The organism is Cylindrospermum stagnale PCC 7417 (genome assembly GCF_000317535.1).
GTDB classification, from domain to species: Bacteria; Cyanobacteriota; Cyanobacteriia; order Cyanobacteriales; family Nostocaceae; genus Cylindrospermum; species Cylindrospermum stagnale.
On the sequence record NC_019757.1, the window covers coordinates 4024224 to 4046720 of the forward strand.

Consider the following 22497-nt stretch of genomic DNA (forward strand, 5'->3'; position numbering starts at 1 on the left):
ATAGTCGTTACAGATCGTAATTAAACTGTGACAGCGTAGATGGGTGAGTTTTACTTGACCCGAATTTCAACGCTAAAAGATGTATATAAGTTGAAGGAGAAATAGGTTAATGTCCCTCACTTACGGAACAGAAGGATGCCTCCGCGTTGGTCAACAGGCTCCCGACTTTACAGCAACAGCTGTAGTGGATCAGGAATTTAAGACAATTAAACTTTCCGACTATCGCGGCAAGTATGTTGTCCTGTTTTTCTATCCCTTAGACTTTACCTTTGTTTGCCCCACTGAAATCACAGCATTTAGCGATCGCTACGAAGAATTCAAGAAAATCAACACCGAAGTTCTTGGTGTTTCCGTTGATAGCGAGTTTTCTCACCTCGCTTGGATTCAAACTGATCGCAAGTCTGGTGGTGTCGGTGACTTAAATTATCCCCTAGTTTCTGACATCAAAAAAGAAATTAGCGCCGCTTATAACGTTCTTGACCCAGCAGCAGGTATTGCCTTGCGCGGTCTATTCCTGATCGACAAAGATGGTGTCATCCAGCACGCTACCATCAATAACCTAGCATTTGGTCGCAGCGTCGATGAAACCCTGCGGACATTACTAGCAATTCAGCACGTTCAATCTCACCCTGACGAAGTTTGCCCCGCTGGTTGGCAACCAGGAGACAAGACAATGACTCCTGACCCAGTGAAGTCTAAAATCTACTTCTCTGCCGTCTAGATTGCGGGACTCCTTGGACATCGCGAGAAAACTCCAACGCAGTTAGTTGGAGTTGATAGCTCAGGACTTACGCAACTGGCACGGCGCAAGTAGGGTGCGTCAGATGTCAAAAATCTGTTTATTTGCCAGATTTATCGAGTCTGACGCACCCTACAATCGATGTTTATTGTGACACGCAGCTTTAGAGGATGTTTGAAAAGTTGTTTGTGATAAATATAACACTCGTAGCTCCCCCTAAATCCACGCCAGTCGCTCATGGGGAGCCACTGCGTTGGGCGGCTCCGCCGACTTGTTCGCGCAGCGTCTCCCCTTGGGAGAAGCATGTGGCGTGGAGACAAGACAGCGCTGGCTCCCCGAACGGGGGACTTTAAGAGTTTATTGCCCCCCTTGGAAAGGGGGGTTGGGGGGATCTCGATCAATTTTGATACTTTTCAAACATCCTCTTAGTCCTATAGCTAAATCAATCATAACTACAAATGAACCACGAGATTTACACAGATAGGTATTAATCGGTGTAAATCTCGTGTGTTTTTTTATAAAATAGTATTTAATTAATCAGGGATAAAAATATGCTGACTTCAACTGATTTTAGCGGCTTATTCAATCAGCGCTTCTTCCGGAACTTTTTACCAGTTCCAGCGATAAGTCAGTTAAGAATAGGAGTAGGGACACCAGATTTTAAATTGCCAGATATTACCAACAGCACTGTAGTAAAATTATCAGACTATAAAGGCAAGCAACCTGTTTTACTGGCTTTCACCCGAATATTTACAGAAAAACAATATTGCCCCTTTTGCTTTCCTCACATCAAAGCTTTGAATGAAAACTACGAGCAATTTAAAAATCGCGGAATCGAAGTTTTGCTGATTACTAGTACAGACGAAAGGCAAAGTCAAATAGTTGTCAGAGATTTAGGTTTACAAATGCCATTATTGAGTGACCCTGGTTGTCGCGTGTTTCTTAACTATCAAGTGGGGCAAGCACTAGGAGCGCCTTTACCAGCACAATTTGTATTAGATAAAGATGGCAGACTTCGCTACAGGCATTTATTTTCTTTTTTAGATCACAATGCTGGAGTAGAGACATTGTTAGAACAATTCAATTGGGTGTAAACTCTATGGTAGGCAATGCTAGCTCTACTCATAAAACTGTAAGGTTTTCTCATGCTGACACTTTATCACTCGCCAATTTCTCCGAACTCTCGTCGTATCTGGATTACGCTGTTGGAGAAAAAAATTGAGTTTGAATTGGTAGAGATAAAATTGAATGGAGAACAGTTTAAACCAGATTTTTTGACGATTAGCCCCTTCCACCACATTCCAGTTTTGGTAGATGATGGATTTAATGTAGTGGAATCCTTGGCAATTCTCGACTATTTAGAGGCAAAATACCCCACTCCGGCAATGTTGCCAAAAGATGTCAAAGATTTAGCGATCGTGCGGATGGTGGAACTGCTAACTGTGAATGAGCTTTTGCCAGCAACTACCACCTTTTTACCTCAGATCTTAGGCTTACCTGGAGGAAATTCCGAAAAAACTGAGCAAGCATTGCAGAAGATTTCCACAGTGCTGAGTTTTTTTGAAAATACCCTTGACAATCGCCCTTACTTTGGTAGCCAAAACCTAACTCTAGCTGATGCTGTGGCTGGAACTGTAGTTCCTTGGGTGCCGAAAACAGGTATTTCTTTAAGTGACTATCCAAAAGTAAGTGCTTGGTGCGATCGCTTAATTTCACGTCCTGCATGGCAAGCTACTAAAGCCACACCAGAGGTAATAGTAGCGTTTAAATCTCTAATTCAGAATCGCATGAACCAGAATTAAGCTGACTAAGATCATCAAGTTGACACTCCCCGGTCCAAAGACACGGGGATTCTTGGTTCAAAGATTCGCCTTTGGACGACAGGTTTACGCCTATTTCATAGTTTAAACTGCTCCAAATGACTGCGGGGATTATAGGTCCGTATCGCCCGGATTTTTTCGTAGTATTCCCGTTCTTGTGGGCTGAGGTCTTTTGGTGGTGCGATCGCCACCTTCACCAACTGATCGCCACGTCCACCCTTGGCTAGGGGCCAGCCTTTACCACGTAAGCGCAGAGATTGACCAGAACGCACCCCCGCAGGCAACTTGACATTAACTGAACCATCGGGGGTAGGGACATCAATAGAAGCGCCTAATGTGGCTTCATCGGGAGTGATCGGCACTTCACAGACAAGATGATCACCTTCAATCTGGAAGAAAGAGTGCGGCTGAAGTTCAACCTTTAAATACAAATCGCCCCGCTGTTGAGTCATCGGATTGACTTGACCTTTCCCCCGCACCCGCAAGCGAGTACCTGCTTTCGCCCCAGATGGGATGCGAACCTCAATCGTTTCGTTACCTAAACTGAAGCGTTTTTGCACACCAGCAAAGGCTTCAGCAAAAGTCAGGGTGATCACGGCTTCCGTATCTTGGGTAGCACCAGTACCTGGATCTTGAAAACCAAAATCATTAAAACCGCCAACACCGCCACCGGGTCTACCAGTGGAAGTACGATAAGAGTAGTTTTGTCGCCCACTGCGCGGGCCCGCACCACCAAATAACTCATTCAGGAAGTCATTAAAACTGCCGTATTGACTGAAGTCAAAGCCGCCCATATCGACACCAGCGCCGCCACCAGGGAAACCTTCACCAGCTTGTTTCCAGTATTGACCAAATTGGTCGTACTTTTTGCGTTTGTCTGGGTCTGACAAAACTTCGTAGGCTTCGTTAACTTCTTTGAAGCGTGCCTCTGCCTGTTTGTTGTTTGGGTTGACGTCTGGGTGAAACTTACGGGCTAGTTTACGAAAAGCTTGTTTAATTTCTTCCGGACTGGCAGTCTTACTGATTCCTAAAATTGAGTAATAGTCTTTGAAGTCGGTTGCAGCCATCTACCAGCCTCCTGTAGAACTTTCCGTTATGTTTTTTTTCTAAGATATGAGATTTACTATTTGCCAGGTATAATGCCAGGCAAAAAGATTCTGATATTAAATTAACAAACAATACAGAAAATCAAGTGTGGTTCTCGCTCACCACGAAGAGCGAAATTTCCGTACTCCCAACCTTCAAAGAAAGTGAATCAGGCTGTCAAGTCCGTCTGTCAAACTGGGGGGAGCATCCCGGAGTTGGCGATGCATCCGCAAGATGATTTCTTCGGGAACTTGGCGATCGCGTTTTCGATTGCGTGCCAAACACAGCCAAACTGGCGTTTTCACCCACATTCCCTGAATCTCAGTAAAACCCAAATCACGGGCTAAGGTGATCAGTTCATGGCGATTGCGTCGTTGGGCGTTGGTGGCATCGAAAATTGCCACTCTACCTGTGGTGATAACTTGCTGAAATTGCCGCTCTATTTCCTGCCAAATCAACAGCCATGAACCCTGAGTCGCTTCGGAACCAAACAGTTGCCCCCGAATGGCATCTGTAGAAATTAGCTGCATTTGGGGGCATTCTGCCAGTAATTGTTTTGCCAAAGTTGACTTACCGCTACCTGGAAGACCAATCAGTAAGAAGAGTTTAGTCATTTGTCCAAAGTCCTTAACTAATGACTAATGACTAATGACTAATGACTAAATGATGGTGCCATCGGGAATTACAGCATTTTTCAGCACGACGACAATGCCACTGCGAATGTAAAAACCTTGACTTTCGCGTTCGGCTTCTTGCACGTTATCTTTATTGACGATTTTGACATCATGTCCGATTCGGGCATTTTTATCAATGATGGCACGGCGAATGAGAGTGTCCGTACCAATCCCTACAGGAATGTCATTTTTTTCGATGCTGCACTGGCGTTCTACAGAAGCTTGGTAATAGTCTGCTCCCATCAGCAGGGATTCTTCGATCACGCAGCCAGATTCAATCCGCGATCGCACTCCCAACACAGAATGCTGAATCCGACAATGTTTCAAAATGCAACCTTCGCCAATAATCGATTCTGTAATCTGGCACTCTAACAGCTTAGTCGGCGGTAAGTACCGTGGGCGGGTGTAAATCGGCGCTTCTTCGTCGTAGAAGCTAAAAGGTGGCAGGGGTTGCTGAGTCAGTGCTAAATTTGCATCATAAAATGCCTCAATAGTCCCGATATCTTCCCAATAGTCATTAAACAAGTACGCTTGAACGTTGTAATCCTTGGCAGCATCAGGAATAATTTCCTTACCAAAATCAGTCCGTTCTAAAGATTCTTTCAACAACTTGATCAAAACATCTTTTTTAAAGACATAAATCCCCATCGAGGCGATGTAGGGCTGAAGTTCGGCTTGTTCTTTTGTCAAACCCAACACAGTCGTATCAACCCGCATTTTGTCTAAAGCCTCACCTTTCGGTTTTTCGCTAAAGTCAATTACCCTACCGGACTCATCGATTTTCATCAAGCCAAAATCTGAAGCGCGGCGGTTGTCTATGGGAATAACTGAGAGAGTAATATCAGCATTCGTTTCCCTGTGGCGCTGGATAAACAAGCGGTAGTCCATGCGGTACAGGTGATCACCTGAGAGAATCAGATATTCGTCTGCATCCCAATCTTGCAACAGCCAGATGTACTGACGCACCGCATCGGCTGTACCTTGGAACCAGTTAGGGTTTTCTGGTGTTTGTTGTGCCGCTAGCACTTCTACAAACCCTTCACTGAAACCACTAAAGTTGTAGGTACGGGCGATGTGGCGATTTAGGGAAGCTGAGTTAAACTGTGTCAGAACGTAGATTTTAAAGATTTCTGAATTGATGCAGTTGCTGACGGGGATATCGATTAAGCGGTACTTCCCCGCTACTGGGACTGCTGGTTTAGCACGGAGTTTGGTTAGCGGATAAAGCCGAGTACCCGCGCCCCCACCAAGAATGATTGCTAAGACTTTTTTCACAAAATTTCTCCCGACTGCCTTTCAACTCTCCCCTTCAGTTTAGGACTGTATGTGGCAGCTGATAAGGGGGGATCGCAGATTCTCAGGGATGAATTTTCTTTCCTTCCCTTTTGTGATCAATAGCGCTGCTAATAATCCTCAACCTAGAACATTTGTATTATTTAATAGCAAAGATACCGCCAGGGTAAGCTTGACAGAAAAGTTGCCTATTATAATTTTATCAAAGAACCAACAGCAGCACAGCTACAAAGCTTATACAGATATTGCCATTTACTCACCAATGTCATGTTCCAGCCGATTTACATTGTGCGTCTGGATGAACGAACACTTAACTTATTTATATTAGCTGGACAAAATAAAGAGATCGAGATTGAAATTCAACCAGATGGGAGTATAGAACCATGACGCAGGTAAACTTTGCTACAATGAGTGACCAGGAGCTAAAGCATTACCTTCTTACTCACCGTGATGATCAGGAGGCGTTTTATGCATACATGGATAGACGGCATTCTCGTCCTCGTAGTGCGGCTATAGAGTCTAATGATCCGGCTTGGGAAGAGAAAATGATAGCCGTGATTCAGGCGCAGTTAGGGGCTAATGGCTAAAATTCGCTTTCCGCAAACAATATTGATTAAAGATGAACATTTGCTTGGAAACTGGTATAAATTTATCTACGTTGTTAGATTTTGTTAAAACTTTCTTCATCATAATAGGCGGAGTACTTGCTTTTGCTAGCTACAAAGGTCAACATCAACAAAGAGCAATAGATAACAGCCTTAAATCGGTTGAACGTTTCGAGAAATCTATCCAGAAGGAAGATCTAGAAATCTGGGAAGTTATATGCTATCGAGCCTACGAAAGTGGTGGAGCCGAGCCAGGGCATTTTGTTATCTACTCTAAAGAAGATGAAAGCAGTCAAATCCCGCTTTATAATCTATTTATTCCTGAAGGACAAGGACTTTGTATACCTGAATCTAAATTAAATTTAGATGACCAAATTTCAAATCTTGAATTAGGCTCTGTGCGGCGTATAACAGAACAGTTAAATCTGATAAGTTATGAAATTTTATATGGAAATGTAGAATTAAGGATTATCTATCAGGAGTTAGGTCAGATAATGGCTACTATATTCCAATGGATAGATGAAATTGAGGATAAAGATACAAAATCATCTACGCAATCTATGTTCCCTTACTTTATTAAAGTGTATCGCAAGCGTCAAGGCATAATCAAGAATCTTCCTAGCAGACCTTACGTTAACTTCTGCTGATGCTGTACAGCATTTCATATAAATTTGATTCGCAACATTATAGCCGCTGCAAAATCTCTATACTGACGCATATTGGGTTCATAAAACGCTAATCTTTTGGTGGATGACGTTGACACAATTCTACATATTCCTTCAAAATTTGCTTGATTAGTTTGGGATATTCAGTTAATTTATCCCTTGCTTAATTTCCTTTGATTCTGTATCTATAACAACGAGTAGAATATAAAAAACTCAGCGTATCTCCGCGCTTACCTAAGCGAACCTCTGCGTTTAAAAAGTCGACACATCCTCAAAACAAAACTTATGCAAATTCAAACACCAGACTGGGTTAAACACGCCGTATTCTACCAAATCTTCCCCGACAGATTCGCCAAAAGCAAACAGCCGCGCAAACGGTTGTTACATAGCGCCAGTTGGGAAGATTGGGAAGCAATGCCAACACTCCAAGGTTACAAAGGCGGCGATTTATGGGGCATTTTGGAGGAATTAGACTACATACAGAGTTTGGGGGTGAACGCGATTTACTTTACACCCATTTTTCAATCTGCGAGTAATCATCGCTATCACACCCATGATTTTTATCAAGTTGACCCAATTTTAGGGGGAAATGAAGCTTTTAAAGAATTGCTAGATGCCGCCCATCAACGAGATATTAAAGTCGTTCTCGATGGAGTATTTAATCATTCCAGTCGGGGCTTTTTCTTTTTTCATGACGTTTTAGAAAATGGACCCAATTCCCCTTGGGTAAATTGGTTCAAAATTCACGGCTGGCCCTTAGCACCATACACCGGTGAGTTACCTGCAAACTACGAGGGTTGGGCGGGAATTCGGTCTTTGCCAGTGTTTAACCACGATAACCCAGAAGTGCGAGAATACATTATGGAAATTGCCGAATATTGGATTAAATTCGGCATCGATGGTTGGCGGTTAGATGTACCATTTGAAATTAAAACTCCTGGTTTTTGGCAAGAGTTTCGACAGCGAGTTAAAGCGATTAATCCTGAAGCTTACATTGTGGGTGAAGTTTGGGGTGATTCTCGTGAGTGGTTGGATGGAACCCAATTTGATGGGGTGATGAATTATTTATTTGCTGGGCCGACAATTGCTTTTGCGGCTGGCGATCGCGTAGACTTACAGCAAGTGCAAAGCCGTGACTATCAACCCTACCCACCCTTATTTGCTGCTGAGTATGCTACCAAAATCCAAGAACTACTGCAACTATACCCTTGGGAGATTCAGCTAACGCAACTAAATTTGTTAGCGAGTCATGATACCGCCAGGTTAATAACCATTTCTGGAGGTGATAAAGCCAGCGCAGAATTAGCAACTTTACTATTACTCACCTTTCCCGGTGCGCCTAGTATATATTATGGTGATGAAGTTGGTTTACCTGGTGCTTTAGATCCAGATTCGCGGCGGGGTTTCCCTTTAGAAGCTAACTGGGATAGAGAAATTCTCAACACTCACAAACAACTAATTGCTATTCGCCAAAATTACCCAGCTTTGCGAACAGGTGATTACCAGGTGCTGTTTGCTCAAGGAGAATTATACATCTTTGCGCGAACTTTGGGAACTGAGAAATTGATTATTGCTGTGAATGCTGGTACAGCGTCAGCAAAAGCGCATTTAGATATTAACAAGTTGCAATTGATATATGGTACTGCGGAATGGAATAGTGAGCAATCGTCTTTAAGTCTTCCTCCGCGTACTGGTTGCATTTTAGGTTAAATGTCGAAATGTCGGTGAAAACGATTGTCGATTTTATTAGTTTTCTGCTGATTACAAGTTAAGCAGAGGGTTTGTAAATTGCTAATATCGTTTTTACCACCACGAGACAAAGGGATAATATGATCAATGCTGAGGTTAGTTTCTTTACAGGTTTTACCGCAGCTTTGACACTGATATTTATCCCTTTGAAAAACGTAGTTTCTGACTTCTGGGGGTATGGGGATACGTGGGGTTTTATTCATGTTTTTGTTTCACGCAGAGACGCAGAGGCGCAGAGAGGAGAAGATAAGGTTTATGATGTAGTTTCGTTTATCATACGTCGTAAATCATCAAGGGGTGATTCTGGTTCTTTGATTACATCTTTTTCGGAAGATTCTTCTAACTCTTCTTCAACGTAAAATTCAATACTGAGTTTGAATTTTAATTTCCCTTTTTTCCAAGATTTAGAACCTAAATTTAGTATTTTGACATCCATCCCTTCTTTGAAAGATTTATTATCATAAGTGTAATTTCCTTCTAAATAATAAATTTTTTGCTCCCTTAATCCACTCCATAAAGTTTGTAAAAAACCGTCACTACCACCCAGTTTTTCTAATGCTTGTTTCAATTTACTAACTTTATAAGCCCAATCATTGCATTCAATTACATCATCATCATTACACTCTATCAACTTAAAATTATCTTCCATTTCTTCTTACCTTTGCGTCTTTGCGCGAAAAAAATCTTATCCTGTATCTAAACCCAGCGATTAGAAATCGCGTCTACACAAACAAAGTCCACCTGCGTGGACTAATTAATCTATGATGTCGCATCATTTATCATACGTCGTAAGTCATCAAGAGGTGATTCTGGTTCTTTGATTTCTGTTGTTTGTTCAATTTGCGGTTCATTGGGACAAAATTCTAGATAAACTTTCATTCTAAATTTTCCCTCTTGTCAATTTTTACCAGGTTTTAAAATCTGACAATTAACACCCTTATTTATCCAGTCACCAGTCTCTTTAATAGAGGGTAAACCACGACTGTTTATAGATTCTAATTCGTTATTTAGTTGATATAAACCACCATTATTCAAAATTAGCTGTGATAATGCTAAATTCAGTTGACTGAGTTTTAAAATATGACCATTAAAATCAATTACAATATCACCTTGTTCAGAATCTAGAATTTGAAACTTACCTTCCATTTCTTCTTACCTTTGCGTCTTTGCGTGAGAAAAATCTTATTTTATCTCTAAACCTAGCGATTAGAAATCGCGTCTACACAAACAAAGTCCACCTGCGTGGACTAATTAATCTATGATGTCGCATCATTTATCATGCGTCGTAAGTCATCAAGAGGTGATTCTGGTTCTTTGATTTCTGTTGTTTCTTCAATTTCCGGTTCATCAGGACAAAATTCTATAGATACTTTAATTCTAAATTTTCCTTTTTGCCATCCTTCAGAATTAAATTTGAGGATTTCACATTCTATTCCCTCCTTAAAAAATTTAGAATTATATCTATAGAATTTATTACCAATTACATTTCCACCTGGATCTATATCTACTCCATAAGATGTTAATTGTTCATAAAGTGCATTAGCTAAATTACCGCAAAATATTGTTTTTATTGTTTCTTGAATTTTAGAAATTTTAAATACCTTATCCTTAATTGATAAAACTTCATTTTGATTACAATTGTCTAATTTAAAATTATCTTCCACCTCTCCTCCTCTCTGCGTCTCTGCGTCTCTGCGTCTCTGCGTCTCTGCGTGAGAAAATAAAAACATAGGTGAACACAGAAAAACCCTGCATTCACCCAAAGTATTATACCTCTTCTTCACCAATTATCGGCAGTAAATATTCAGATAATTGCATCGCTTGTAAACAGCTATTGATTTCCGCAACTGCTGTATTATACTCCTCAATTTTTCTCTCAACTTGACTCAACAAACGCTGATTATTGGCAATCTTTTCCTCTGCTTCTTGTTCCAATGTTTTCTCTAAATAAGCACGCGCATAGGGATACTGTTGTAATATCTCATCTGCTTGTTTTTCCCCCATTGGTAACAAGTGAGTTTTGATGGTTTGGTTGATGGTTTGACGGAAAGATTTACGAATGGTGTCGGAAACTTTGGGTTCAAAATCTAACTTCAATAATTGTCTAATTGCAGGTTCAGCTTCGATGACGCTTTCTGAGTCATAAGCTTGAGATGTTTGTTGTAATGTTTGCCGAAATTGATAGATAGAAAATGTCCCTTCATCGTAAAATCTCGGACTTTCTCGCACAAATCTATCGCATTCCACACTTGCTGCACTTATTAAAGCTTGGGAAACTTGTTTTTCTATGACTTTTATCTGTGATTCAATTCCCCCATCATTTCCTAACAAGCGATACAATTGACGGTAAAATTCTGATTTTCTAATTTTTTCCATTAACTGCTGAAATAGATTAGCAATTACTTGTTGACAAGATTCTATTAAAATGTCTTCCAACTGATTGGATAAGTAATAAAATGCCTCTACTAAAATAGCCAATAAAGGTGCGGTTGCGTTGCGAGGATGACTCAATGTTGCACGTCGGTAAGCTTCTGCAACGGAAAAGGTATCTAGTAATTCATCGAGACGACGAATCATGCGTGATTGTAATTGTCGGAAATCAGTTTCAAATTCCTCGCAATTATTATTAATTAATTTATTGACTTCTTCATGTATATGAAGGCTAAAATCTTTACCAACTTGCTGGAGTTGCTGATTTAATTTCTGCAACTCATGTTCTTTCATACTCTCGATTTCTCGCGGTTGACTATCTAAGTCTCGTTGTAGATTTTGATAGTGTTTTTTGAGTTTAATGCAAATGTCTTCTAAATCATCAGCGAGGTTTTTGAATAATTGCGGACGTTTTTCTTCTGTGAGATAGCGAGTAATAGATTTACGGAATTCTTCAACTCCACTATCTTGAATTAGTTGGTTAATTAACGGTGTTCCCTGTTCGCTTAAAATTCTGACGTAGTTTTCATTGGGAGTTTCAAAGCTATTCACCGAAATGCGGAATTGACTGGGTGATAATTTACCAGAGTTAGCACAGTAACGGTTAAATTCGTTAATAAATTGTGGTGTTTCTTCTCTACCTTCCAAGCTTTTAACGGTTTCCACAAAAATCGAGTCTAATCCAAATCTATCTAATCTCGTCGTCTGTTTAATTTGACTTCCGTAAAATCCTAATAACCCGCTGGTTTTATAAACTCTGCTAGTATCTCGAAATTGGCTATTAATTAAATCTTCTAAACGTTGTCTGAGTTGGTTGTTGTACCAAGTTTCGTCAATGCGGTTAAAGATATAAAAAACTCTGTCTCTTATCCCTGCATTCTCCCGCATTATTTCCAATAATTCGGTTTCTTCTTTTGTCATATCTCCTGCTGATGCAGGTTTAAGAACACAGACTACTGCTGATGTATCTGGATGTTGAATTTTTGTATAAGTTAATTGTGCATCTTTTTCTACTGGTGCATCAATTCCGGGTGTGTCGATAATAACGTTACCATCTTGCAAGAGGGGATGATGACAGTAATATTCTATTCGCTTTAAAACTGCGCTGTTACTACCTCTTCGCGCATATCCCGCAGCTTCTTTGAGGTTGGTAAAGTTAAATTGTTCCATTGAGTATGTAGCGTTATTAACCGTGTTGATGCGTTCACGGTTTGTTACATATCCTTCTAATAACAAAATTAATGCTTTTGCTTGTTTTCCCCGTTCTGATTTACTCTCTCCACCTTCTTGTTGAATAATTACTGTACAACCTTGACGCAATAAATCAATTACCTCAGATTGATTAATATTTTCTACTGTTTTAAATCCCAACTGCTGACACAAAAAAACCGCTTGTTCTTGAATTTCCTTTTCACTCAAAAAGGTTAAAACAACTCTTTCTGTATCTGCTTCTGCATACTCAATTTTGCACTCTGTACCAGTTGCGTGTCCTTCTGCACTGTACAGCAATTCTCTCTCTAATAGTGCATTAATTAGCATCGACTTACCTGCACTAAAAGCACCTGCAAACACAATTTCAAACTTTGGAGAAATTGCTTTATCCAAAGAAATTTGCACAGGTGTAATATCTTGAGAACGCAAAGCTGCTTCTTGGTGCAACAGGTTTAAAATAGATTCAACTTGTGCTACTAATTGCTGACATTGAGGCGCTAAAGTTGACATAGAAAGTAGTAAACAATGTGTATCAGCATTGTAATACTACTAAGCTGATTTTAGCTATATCATGCTTAAAGCACCACGGGTTACACCTAATTGGTTTTGTAATTTCAATTCTCTCCAAAGTTGAGAACCTGTGATTTCTCCTTGGAGGAGTTGACTGTAGCGGTGTATCGTTTTTGTTACTTGTTCTGGTGTTTCGTTAAGAAATTCGATGCGGAAGTGCTGCAAACCCAATGATATCAGCCGTTGTACGTACTCGGCTCCGGTTTGGGCGGTGCTGTTAAATACAGTGTTGCGGCAACCGGCATCGGCTTTGAGGACGTGTTCGCTACCGACTCTGTCGCGCAATTTCACTTCCTGCTTTTCACATGGTCGGCCGCAGTTGGTGTAGTCTGTACCTGTGGAGAGGAAGGCACAAAATACGCAGTGTTCCATGTGGAACATTGGCATGTGTTGATGAATTGTCACTTCAAACCACTGGGGAGGACAATTTGTGACTAAATCTTCTAATTGGGTAATATTCAAGTCATAAGATGCTGTCACCCGTTCTAAACCACAGTGCCGCTGAAAGTAATCTGCTGTTAAAGGGTTGGCAACATTGAGAGAAAAATCACCAATACATCTTTCTGTAGCAAAAAATTGCAACTGGTCGTAATTCCTGACTATATAACCATCTGCTTCAGAAGCGCGGACTTGCTGCAAAATCCAGTTTTCGCCTGGTTTGGTAATTCGAGGTGGTGCTACCCAAATAGTGGGAACTGCTGAATGTTGACGTACTATCTGCACAGCTTCTTTGTAGGTGCGGATGTCTTCAAATTCACAGTAAAGGGTCTGAATTCCAGTTTGAAGTGCGGCTTGCAGTTGTTTGAGGTTTCGCACTAAAACAATCAGAGATGGGGAATGTTGGACTGTGGGAGACTTTGTAGGAAGTAAGTTTTGCCAAGAAATATCAGAACGCAATTCCCAGCGTTTGGGTTGACTTCGCAATTCTTCTAACTGTGTGACGATTTCCCGTCGCATCCGGTTTAGTTCGCTGACGGGTAACATGGCATCACATTTTAGGTAATTTGTCAAGTCTCCTAAACAAAAGGGTGTATTACCAAGACGACCGAATTGTTCTTGTAAGCGTTCGGTGGTGAGGGGTTTGGTGTGTGCCTCGGTTAGAACAATTGCCGAATCTACTTGAACGATGTTACCAAATTCATCGCGTGCGATCGCAATTAACACCTGTCCAATTTCGCCATAAACCTCTAAATCAATGGGGCGCTGAAATTGGGGGTTCTCCCCAGCAAAGCTTTGACGCAACTGTTTATCTAGTTCTGGGTCGCTGGTTTTCCAAACTTTATCACCCAAATGTACCCGATGCAGATTTAAGTCGTTTCTGCCAAAAGTTAATACGGTGTCTTTGCCTTTATGTTCCACTGCATATATGCGTCCCCCTTCTTCTTTGGCTTCTGGATGTCCGCAGTCAAACACAATTCCGTCTCCTGGTTTGACTGGTGCTTCTAGTTTAATTGTCACTTGTTCGTTACGGATGCGGGTAACTTCCCCTAGGTAAACTCCGCGTTTTTTACCAAATCGGGCATGAACTAATTCTTGATTATTAATTCCGCCAAACCATCCGGTGTAAATGCCGCGAGAGAATGCCATTTCTAGGTTGTAGTGATCTCTCGCTGAAGAAGACATTGGTTGTAGAGACGTTCCATGGAACGTCTCTACATTTGTATTTGTCGAAGTTTCGACAACCCGATCTAAGGCTTGGCGATAAACACGGGTGACGTTGGCAACATACTCTGGGGCTTTGAGGCGTCCTTCAATTTTCAGAGAAGTTATACCAGATTTAACTAATTCTGGCAGGACTTCTAACCCTGCTAAGTCTTGGGGACTGAGTAAGTATTTGCGATCGCCTAAATCGACAATTTCCCCATCCGCTATTAAATCATAGGGCATCCGGCAAGCTTGGGCACATTCGCCCCGGTTAGCGGAACGTCCACCTAGTGCTTCGCTGGTTAAACATTGTCCAGAATAAGCGACGCACAATGCACCGTGTACAAAAACTTCGAGAGGGAGGGAAGTCTTTTGTTTAATTTTGTTAATTTCTGCGATGGAACATTCCCGCGCTAAAACCACCAACTGACAACCGAGGGATTCGGCAAATTCTACCCCGGCTGCACTGGTGATGGTCATTTGGGTTGAGGCGTGAATGGGAAAATCGGGGGAAAGATGACGGATGAGGCGACAAATGCCGACATCTTGGACGATTACCGCATCTACACCGGCAGAGATGATTGTGCGGAGATATTGCTGTGCTTCTCTGAGTTCTTGGGGAAAAATTAGGGTATTGAGGGTGACATAGCCTTTAACGCCCCGCAGGTGGAGAAATTGCATTAATTTGGGTAAGTCTGCTGGGGTGAAGTTTTGCGATCGCATTCTGGCGTTAAATTTATCCAACCCGAAGTAAATCGCATCCGCGCCATTTTCTACTGCTGCTTTGGCACATTCCCAGTTACCAGCGGGGGCCAGGAGTTCGGGACGTTGGGGGGAAGGGCTGGATGTGCGATCGCTTTTCATCGGATTTAGTCAGGGTTAGGTGTCACCATAGCGATTTTATCTAAGTTGGTAGGTCTTTGTGGGGGCTTGTTTATTCACAAGATCACAGAATTATAAATCGTACAAAGTCTTAAACCAGGTTATAAATCCCTGAACCTTGGGATTTTGCGGTTGTTTAAACCGTAGGTGCAACAGCAATTGATGATAAGAAATTAATCAAATCCTGTATTAATGGATGTTGTTGCAATATCTTAATGTCATCATCACTGATATTGCTCAATATTGTGTCAATAACTGGCGTATCTTTGCCAAAAACTTCTGCTAGAAATCTTTTGGGATGACTCTGGGCAAATTGCCATTCTAAATCAGTAAAGCTGCGGTTAGCTATTTTCTCAATTAATGATTTATTTTGTAATAAAATAACTTCTATTTCTGGAGTTGCTAGTCCAACTTGAAAGGGAATGCCCGCAGATGCTTGACGAAATACATATTCAATTAAATCAGACTTTTCAAATATCTGATCTTTATCTTCTGTATTTGCATCTATCACAAGAGCAACAGGGATTGACCTAGTACCAAGAAGTGAACTAGCTAAAGAACGCGTTCTGTACGGGCTTGCACCTGCTATAAATGTAACATTTTGAATCAATTGTGGTGGTAGCAATCGCTTTAAAATTCTTATATCTTTATCACTTTCGGTAAGGATATACGCTAGGGTCACAACACATCCTCCAATGTAATATCGTAATTAGGGATACCTTTTTCAATGCAGACCCGATATTTTTTGATCAGCGATCTACGTATACATCTATTTTGCAGTGAATATTGAATTTCTTCTCCTCCCCATAACAGGATAGTTTGAGGCGCAATAAATCCAACTAAAGTTACAGCAGATTCTGTAAATCCCTTTCGACTAAACACACAACCAATAGTTGTTACAGGTCTTCGTAATAGTTGATTTCTTAGTTTTGCTATAGGTTCTATCTTAGCTTCTTTAGCCGCATCCTTACATTCTATAAGACAGGCTAGACCATCTGCATAAACTACTCCGTCAATTTGCTCTATTTCATCTTCATTCATGTACACACTATAAGGCCAGGTAACATCAGCGCTATCAAGTTGAAATGCACGTAAAACTAGGTATTCTAAGGCTTTACCTGCATCCCAACCAAGAGCCTTGGTATTAACTGACTCAATTTCTGACCATAGGTTGATTAAATCATCCCAATTATAGCTTGCAATCTTGGCTTGATACTCTGCACCTGTAGGCATGATTTCATTTTAGCTATTTTATTGCTGTTATGTTCAGATACTTAGAGAATATTTTAGCGTATTGCAGTAACGCTTGTCACAAAAAAATAATAAGTAGTTAACAAGAATTAGGCGATCACTTCCCATAACCTTGTTAAAAGCTAAATCAAGGATAAGTGACATTCAAATTCTGCTTTTTCTAAATTTTTATTCACAGATTTTTCTTCCACATTTTCTATTTCATAATTTACCCACAGCACTTCTGTTCTTAATCCTTTTGTAGAATGGCAAGTTTTAGCTGGTGCGGCGATAAATTTCCAATCACCATAGAGTTCTTCCATTAAAGAGCATTGATAACCTGATATGGCAACTTTACCTTTGATATTGTGAAGTACATTACTCAATTCTCGATGCTGTTTATCTGTCATCTCGTAAGCATAAGCTTGACTATCACCTCTCGAAGCGTGTGGGTAGGGAGGATCACAATAAAACAAAGTCTCTTCACTGTCGTAGCGTTGAATGACTTTAATCGCTGGGTCATTTTCAATCTGCACTCTTAAAAGTCTTTGAACAATATTCGGTAAATCTTCTACACTTCCCAACCATCTAGAAACAGCACCAGCCATCCCTGCGCGGCTTGTTAATTTACAGTGTGCCCATCTGCCAGAACTCGCTTTTTGCGCTAAACCAGTTCTCACCTGTCTAGCCCTAATAAAAAATCTTCTTGCCCGTTCAAAATTAGATATATCTGGGGTAATGTCAGCAATTGCTATCTCAAATTCTTCACGAGAGAAAGGAGTTAAGCCAATAGCCTCAATGAGACTTTCCTTTTGCTCTCGTAGTACGCGAAAAAAATTAACGACTTCACCATCAAGATCATTGTATGTTTCTACTGGTGAAGGATTGCGATTGAGTAAAACTGCCGCTGAACCTCCAAATGGTTCACAATAATGCTGGGCATTTGGCAAGAGAGGTAAAAGCCAATCAAGATGGCTGAATTTGCCTCCATACCAGCCAAAAGCTATCTGCTTGTTTTTGCCCATTATTTTATCCTTGTAGGCTTATAGTCTCTCAGGAGAGTCTAAAATACTATTGCATAAAAGTAAGAAACCGAGGCATATCAAGTTGCAATGCACGTAAAACTAGATGTTCTCATGCTTTACCTGTATCCCGACTGGGAGTATTGCCTAATTCAATTTCTGACCATAGTCTAATTAACTCATCCCAGTTATAGCGCTTGTAGGCATGACTTCGTTTCATGTGTAATTTTTTTGTGCTCTATTTTTCGGATATTTGCCGGATATTTAGAATTTTAGTAACAAAAATACAATAAGTAATAGCTAAATATAGCACTTACGCATTCTCAGTCTTAGAAGCTCAAAATATCATCAGAACATAAATTTCGGTAATACTACCGGAAAAATGTATTATTTGTTTTAATCACCAGTTTGTCGATAGACTTACCGTATATTATGGATAGAACAATAAAATAACCAACCTTAAAAGGCAAATTTGGCAGTAATCAAGTATTAACTGGTTAAATTTGGCTGATTTAGGTTTTTTACTGAAAATAGCTGCTCATAGCTAGCTGAAAAGAGTATTTGCCAAGTTAGAAGAAATCAGAGAATCAAAAGGAGTAAATGTGAACAACGTAATCCGGATTAATGAAAACTTGACGACAACAGGACAAGTTATCCCAACACAGCTAGAGCAAGCTATTCAAGAAGGTTTTAAGTCTGTGCTGAATTTGCGATCGCCTGATGAGCTAGGATTTTCGCAGAATGAGCAACAGCTAGCTGAAGGGTTGGGGTTGCATTACGCGCATGTTCCACTCAAGCTGGAAGCGATGAACGAAGAGTTAATTACCAAAATTCTCACGACACTAGAACAAATCCCTAAACCAGCCGTGGTGCATTGTGCAGCAGGTATGCGCTCGACTGGAATTGCACTGTTGAGTATCGCTATTCAAGAAGGATTAACATCAGAGCAAGCCTTCGCAAAGGCGAGAAATCTCGGCTTTGGATTTTTTGAAGACATGAGAGTTAGTCCCCGGCTGAGGCAATTATTTGTAGACTATGTTAACAAACATGCAAAGATAGCCGTACATGCTAGCTGATTCAGCTAATCAATGGGATGGGGTAGAAGGTGCTTTGTACAAGTTTAGCCCATCGCACTCTTACCCCAATCCCTCAGCATCAGTACTTTCCCCTTGTGACGCAACAACCTCAAACTTCACCTTGTTGTATAAATCTTGCAGTGAAATTTCAAAAGGAACTGAGGATAGTGCGATCGCTACATCTTCTTCGTCATACTCACACAACGTCCATCGCTTCTTGCCACTTTTAGAGAATTGCTCTACATGAATCCGGTTTTGGTCAATTAACAGATATTCTTGGAAAGTAGGAATTGTGCGGTAAGCCTCAAATTTATCCTCGCGGTCATAGGCTTTGGTAGATTTAGACAAAACCTCAATAATTACCTGTGGGTTCAGAATTATATCTTGGCGGTTGTTGAAAAATTCTGGTTCACCCGCCACAATCATCACATCTGGATAAGTGTAGATTCGCTTTTGGGGTATCCATAGACGCATATCGCTGTTAAAGACTTCATATTCTTGCTGTCTGAATGCAATGTTCAACCCAGCATAGAAATTACCTGCGATTCGGTTATGATTTACTGTTCCACCTGCCATAGGAATAATTTGACCGTCAATATATTCGCTTTTGTATTCAGCAGCTTCTTCTAATTCCAGATATTCTTCTGCGGTGTAATATCGCTGTTCTGTTATTTGCATATTTTTACCTGAAAGCGATGTCTAATAAACATTTTAGCCTAAATACTAAATCTGGCGTAAAACTCAATTTTTTAATTTTTTTAGTCCGCGCAGGCGGACTTTGCGGAAAGTGCCGCGACTTCTATTCGTCCGGCATTCTATATTCACCAATAATACATGAGGATTTAAAAAAATATAAATTAACCCCACAATCTTCTCCCCGCTTTCCCATTTAATCGCTCATGAGCATCTTTTAACAAATCAGGAATATCTAAATTTTCTGGACATCTGGGTAAACAATCACCGCATTCTGTACAGCGGCTTGCTTTCATTCCTGGGAACCAATGACCGGCATTTTCAAACATCCCATAACGATATTGCCCATAATCTTTCATATTGTAAGCTACTGCTAAATTTCTTAATCTCAATACTTCAGGGATATTGATATTTTCTGGGCAGGGTAAACAAGCATAACACTGACTACATTTATCAGTTGCTAAAGCAGTTTTTTGCTGATTTTCCAAATTATCAAAAATAGCTTTCTCTGCTGATGTTAAATTGTCACCACTGTCAGCAACTCTCAACGGGTCAATTAATTCTTCTGGATTTGCTGGGCCGACACTCAGAGTAGTAATGCGGTTGTCACTCAGCAAAAATCGATAGTTTAACTCTAGAGGTGAATATGGCTGACACAGATCTTTCAGGGTTTGGGGTGGTGTGTAAAGTTTTCCTCCCTTATCTGCGGGGGAAATGATCAAAACACCCATGTCCTTATCAGCTGCTAGTTGAATTGCTGGGGCGTTGCGTTGGAAAAAATAGTAATAATGCAGATTGACAAATTCAAATAAATCTGTATTGATTGCAGCCAAAATTATCTCTAATGGTGCGTGGGTAGAAAAACCTACGTGTCGCACCCGACCATCTGCAACTGCTTCTTGCACCGCTTGCATACAGCCGTCCTTAGTTTGCACCCACTCCAAATGTTGCCAAGTGTTCAAGCCATGAATACCTAAGCAATCTAGATAATTTAGATTCAATCGTTCCAGAGATTCATCGATATACCGACGCATGGTGTCAGCATCGGCTGTGGGGGGAATTTTGGTGGTGATGTGAAGCCCCGTTCGGGGTACTGACAACCCACCTTTTAGCGCCCCACCAAGATACTCCTCACTTTTGCCGTAACCTCTGGCTGTTTCTAGATGATTAATTCCTAGAGACAAGGCTTTGGCAATGGTCTCCTCAGCGTTTTCGGCATCGGCCAAGAAGCGCATTGTTCCCAAGGAAAAAACCGAGAGGTGGAGATTTGTTTTTCCAAAACGACGGTGTTGCATGATTTAAGTCCTGAATGCTGAGTGAAGATTGAAGATTAAATAATGAAGAAAATGAAGAAATTGTTGTAACTTCTTCATTATTAATTATTTAATTCTTTATTGTTTCTTCTTTATTTATCAGCACTCAGCACCCATTACTCGGCACCCATTTTGCAGCACCTTTCTAGCTGTCGCCATTACCAAAGCGCTTGATTAAATCCTCAGGACGGATATTGGAAATAAATTCGCGGAAGGCTTCTTGTTCAGCTTCATCAGCGTCGCGGTCAACGGGGATCGAAGCATCAGCCACTACTTCCTCCATTACCCAAATAGGCGTATTTGTACGTAGAGCAACGGCGATCGCATCGCTAGGACGGGCGTCAATTTCTTTTTTGACATCGCCTTGCTGGACAATCAACGCTGCATAGAATGTATCTTTTTGCAGGGAATGAATGATAACCCGCTCTAGAGTCATGTTCCATGTCTCTAGAATATTCATAATCAGGTCGTGGGTTAAGGGTCGGGGCGGCTTCTGATTTTCTAGCGCACCCATAATTGCCCTAGCTTGTTCCTGACCGATATAAATTGGCAAAGCGCGACGATCTGAAGCATCCTTCAAAAGTACAATCGGGCTGCGGGTTATGGCATCTAATGCTATGCCAGCAACTTTCATTTCAATCATTGACTAAGCCTCTACAATCCTTTGAGCGATTGGGCGCTATGTAACAAATAATACCATTGACAAGCTGTTTTGGGGACGGGAATAAACATAGGCTTTTATTCTCTATAATTGCTTCTATTAAACTCCTTTCCTTGAGGTGAATACCAGAGTAAATCTAATTGGTCTACCGAGGCAATCACCTTCTTACCCAAGTATGCCTTGTGAATGATGTTAATGTGTTAATATCCCCATATTTTAAAAAGTGGGAAATTATACTAGGATTCTTTACATTCTTTGTGAGAATTACCAGTTGATTTCATGCAAAATTAGGCAATAAATAGAGTTAGTTTGACAAAAAAGCCGTGTTTACAGGATTAATCCAAGCATTAGGTACTATGCAACCCCTAGGGGGCGATTCTTGGCAGATTACTTGTGTCAGCCAAGCATCAGAAAGCATTACCCAAGATTTAGCTTATGGTGATAGTGTGGCAGTAGATGGTGTTTGCCTGACTGTGGAAGAAGTTTTAGAAGACGGGTTTATCGCCACTGCTTCACCGGAAACCCTGCGCCGCAGCACTTTAGGCAGAGAGCAAACCCCACAGAGATATGTCAACTTAGAAACGTCGCTGCGGGTGGGGGGTAAAGTCGGCGGTCATTTTGTGATGGGCCATGTAGACGGCATTGGTAGATTGCTCTCGGCGGAACAAACAGCTAGTTCTTGGGAAATGACATTTGCTGCACCGGATGCGATCGCCCGCTATATTGTCCCCAAAGGTAGCATCGCCGTCAATGGCATCAGTCTCACAGTAGCTACATATCAGCCAGAAATTTCCCAGTTCACTGTGGCGGTTATTCCCCTCACCTATGCCGAGACAAATCTCAACTGTTTAGTTCCTGGCAGTTGGGTGAATTTAGAAGGAGATATTCTCGGTAAATATGTGGAAAAATTCCTTTATCCTGGCAACCGACAAGACCAAGATCCAGATGATTACAGTGGTGATGCTATTACACCCGCATTTCTAACAGAAAACGGATATTTGTAAATTGGTAATGGGTAATTGGGAAAAAGGTAATTGGGAAAAAGGTAATGGGTAATTGGTAATTGTCTAAGAGGTGATTAACTTGTGTTAGCCATTAGCCATTAGCCATTAGCCATTACCCATTAGCCATTC

Annotated in this window: 23 protein-coding genes and 1 pseudogene; 9 read left to right on the forward strand and 15 right to left on the reverse strand. The window is 41.0% G+C overall.

Annotated elements, in window-relative coordinates:
• Positions 1–109: 109 nt before the first annotated feature.
• From CYLST_RS16745 to CYLST_RS16755, 3 genes are all read left to right on the forward strand, one after another.
• Positions 110–721 (forward strand): peroxiredoxin, encoded by a 612-nt coding sequence (locus CYLST_RS16745; RefSeq protein ID WP_015208909.1) that lies wholly within the window; start codon positions 110–112, stop codon positions 719–721.
• A 569-nt stretch (positions 722–1290) separates the two neighbouring features.
• Entirely contained in the window at positions 1291–1833 is a 543-nt protein-coding gene (locus CYLST_RS16750; RefSeq protein ID WP_015208910.1) for a peroxiredoxin family protein, read from the forward strand.
• A gap of 51 nt (positions 1834–1884) precedes the next feature.
• Positions 1885–2541: a glutathione S-transferase family protein gene (locus CYLST_RS16755; protein ID WP_015208911.1), complete on the forward strand. Its 657-nt coding sequence runs from the start codon at positions 1885–1887 to the stop codon at positions 2539–2541.
• 95 nt (positions 2542–2636) lie between these two features.
• On the opposite strand, the gene CYLST_RS16760 is transcribed toward CYLST_RS16755, so the two are convergent.
• The 3 genes from CYLST_RS16760 to CYLST_RS16770 form a co-directional block, all read right to left on the reverse strand.
• Positions 2637–3626: a DnaJ C-terminal domain-containing protein gene (locus tag CYLST_RS16760; RefSeq protein WP_015208912.1), complete on the reverse strand. Its 990-nt coding sequence runs from the start codon at positions 3624–3626 to the stop codon at positions 2637–2639.
• A gap of 174 nt (positions 3627–3800) precedes the next feature.
• Positions 3801–4259, reverse strand: a complete 459-nt coding sequence (locus CYLST_RS16765; RefSeq protein WP_015208913.1) for an AAA family ATPase — start codon at positions 4257–4259, stop codon at positions 3801–3803.
• A gap of 45 nt (positions 4260–4304) precedes the next feature.
• Positions 4305–5594 (reverse strand): glucose-1-phosphate adenylyltransferase, encoded by a 1290-nt coding sequence (locus CYLST_RS16770; RefSeq protein ID WP_015208914.1) that lies wholly within the window; start codon positions 5592–5594, stop codon positions 4305–4307.
• A 219-nt stretch (positions 5595–5813) separates the two neighbouring features.
• On the opposite strand from CYLST_RS16770, the gene CYLST_RS36800 reads away from it, so the two are divergent.
• The 4 genes from CYLST_RS36800 to CYLST_RS16790 all read left to right on the forward strand — a co-directional run bounded on the left by CYLST_RS36800 (position 5814) and on the right by CYLST_RS16790 (position 8592).
• Entirely contained in the window at positions 5814–5999 is a 186-nt protein-coding gene (locus CYLST_RS36800; protein ID WP_015208915.1) for a DUF6888 family protein, read from the forward strand.
• The gene (locus tag CYLST_RS16780) at positions 5996–6199 is read left to right on the forward strand and encodes a DUF6887 family protein (RefSeq protein WP_015208916.1); all 204 of its coding nucleotides are present in this window, start codon (positions 5996–5998) and stop codon (positions 6197–6199) included. The genes CYLST_RS36800 and CYLST_RS16780 overlap by 4 nt, the downstream gene beginning before the upstream one ends.
• A gap of 44 nt (positions 6200–6243) precedes the next feature.
• Positions 6244–6864, forward strand: a complete 621-nt coding sequence (locus tag CYLST_RS16785) for a hypothetical protein (RefSeq protein ID WP_157162600.1) — start codon at positions 6244–6246, stop codon at positions 6862–6864.
• A 303-nt stretch (positions 6865–7167) separates the two neighbouring features.
• Positions 7168–8592, forward strand: coding sequence for a glycoside hydrolase family 13 protein (locus CYLST_RS16790; RefSeq protein WP_015208918.1), 1425 nt, complete (start codon positions 7168–7170; stop codon positions 8590–8592).
• Here CYLST_RS16790 and CYLST_RS16795 read toward each other — a convergent pair.
• The 9 genes and pseudogenes from CYLST_RS16795 to CYLST_RS16835 form a co-directional block, all read right to left on the reverse strand.
• A complete protein-coding gene (locus CYLST_RS16795; RefSeq protein ID WP_015208919.1) occupies positions 8589–8834 on the reverse strand; it encodes an HNH endonuclease in 246 nt (81 codons plus the stop codon). The genes CYLST_RS16790 and CYLST_RS16795 overlap by 4 nt on opposite strands.
• 50 nt (positions 8835–8884) lie before the next feature.
• Positions 8885–9280 carry a KGK domain-containing protein gene (locus CYLST_RS16800; protein WP_015208920.1) on the reverse strand — a complete coding sequence of 132 codons (396 nt, stop codon included), beginning with the start codon at positions 9278–9280 and terminating at the stop codon, positions 8885–8887.
• Positions 9281–9390: 110 nt separating this feature from the next.
• A pseudogene (locus tag CYLST_RS35545) lies at positions 9391–9777 on the reverse strand (KGK domain-containing protein).
• Between the two features lie 110 nt (positions 9778–9887).
• Positions 9888–10295: a KGK domain-containing protein gene (locus tag CYLST_RS16810; RefSeq protein ID WP_041233692.1), complete on the reverse strand. Its 408-nt coding sequence runs from the start codon at positions 10293–10295 to the stop codon at positions 9888–9890.
• A gap of 103 nt (positions 10296–10398) precedes the next feature.
• On the reverse strand, positions 10399–12783 hold the full coding sequence (locus CYLST_RS16815) for a dynamin-like GTPase family protein (RefSeq protein WP_015208923.1): 2385 nt from the start codon (positions 12781–12783) through the stop codon (positions 10399–10401).
• 54 nt (positions 12784–12837) lie between these two features.
• Complete coding sequence (locus CYLST_RS16820) at positions 12838–15351, reverse strand: U32 family peptidase (RefSeq protein ID WP_015208924.1); 2514 nt, start codon at positions 15349–15351, stop codon at positions 12838–12840.
• Between the two features lie 154 nt (positions 15352–15505).
• On the reverse strand, positions 15506–16051 hold the full coding sequence (locus CYLST_RS16825; protein ID WP_015208925.1) for a hypothetical protein: 546 nt from the start codon (positions 16049–16051) through the stop codon (positions 15506–15508).
• The gene (locus CYLST_RS16830) at positions 16048–16602 is read right to left on the reverse strand and encodes a hypothetical protein (protein ID WP_015208926.1); all 555 of its coding nucleotides are present in this window, start codon (positions 16600–16602) and stop codon (positions 16048–16050) included. Before CYLST_RS16830 ends, CYLST_RS16825 begins: the two co-directional genes overlap by 4 nt.
• Positions 16603–16742: 140 nt before the next feature.
• Positions 16743–17624, reverse strand: coding sequence for a DNA adenine methylase (locus CYLST_RS16835; protein ID WP_015208927.1), 882 nt, complete (start codon positions 17622–17624; stop codon positions 16743–16745).
• A gap of 599 nt (positions 17625–18223) precedes the next feature.
• On the opposite strand from CYLST_RS16835, the gene CYLST_RS16840 reads away from it, so the two are divergent.
• The gene (locus CYLST_RS16840) at positions 18224–18697 is read left to right on the forward strand and encodes a protein tyrosine phosphatase family protein (RefSeq protein WP_015208929.1); all 474 of its coding nucleotides are present in this window, start codon (positions 18224–18226) and stop codon (positions 18695–18697) included.
• Between the two features lie 60 nt (positions 18698–18757).
• On the opposite strand, the gene CYLST_RS16845 is transcribed toward CYLST_RS16840, so the two are convergent.
• The 3 genes from CYLST_RS16845 to CYLST_RS16855 form a co-directional block, all read right to left on the reverse strand.
• Positions 18758–19375 carry a Uma2 family endonuclease gene (locus CYLST_RS16845; RefSeq protein WP_015208930.1) on the reverse strand — a complete coding sequence of 206 codons (618 nt, stop codon included), beginning with the start codon at positions 19373–19375 and terminating at the stop codon, positions 18758–18760.
• Positions 19376–19554: 179 nt separating this feature from the next.
• On the reverse strand, positions 19555–20685 hold the full coding sequence (locus tag CYLST_RS16850; protein WP_015208931.1) for an aldo/keto reductase: 1131 nt from the start codon (positions 20683–20685) through the stop codon (positions 19555–19557).
• Positions 20686–20848: 163 nt separating this feature from the next.
• Entirely contained in the window at positions 20849–21346 is a 498-nt protein-coding gene (locus CYLST_RS16855; RefSeq protein ID WP_015208932.1) for a bifunctional nuclease family protein, read from the reverse strand.
• A gap of 341 nt (positions 21347–21687) precedes the next feature.
• Between CYLST_RS16855 and CYLST_RS16860 the strand changes: the two genes are divergently transcribed.
• Complete coding sequence (locus tag CYLST_RS16860) at positions 21688–22368, forward strand: riboflavin synthase (RefSeq protein ID WP_015208933.1); 681 nt, start codon at positions 21688–21690, stop codon at positions 22366–22368.
• Positions 22369–22497 lie beyond the last annotated feature (129 nt).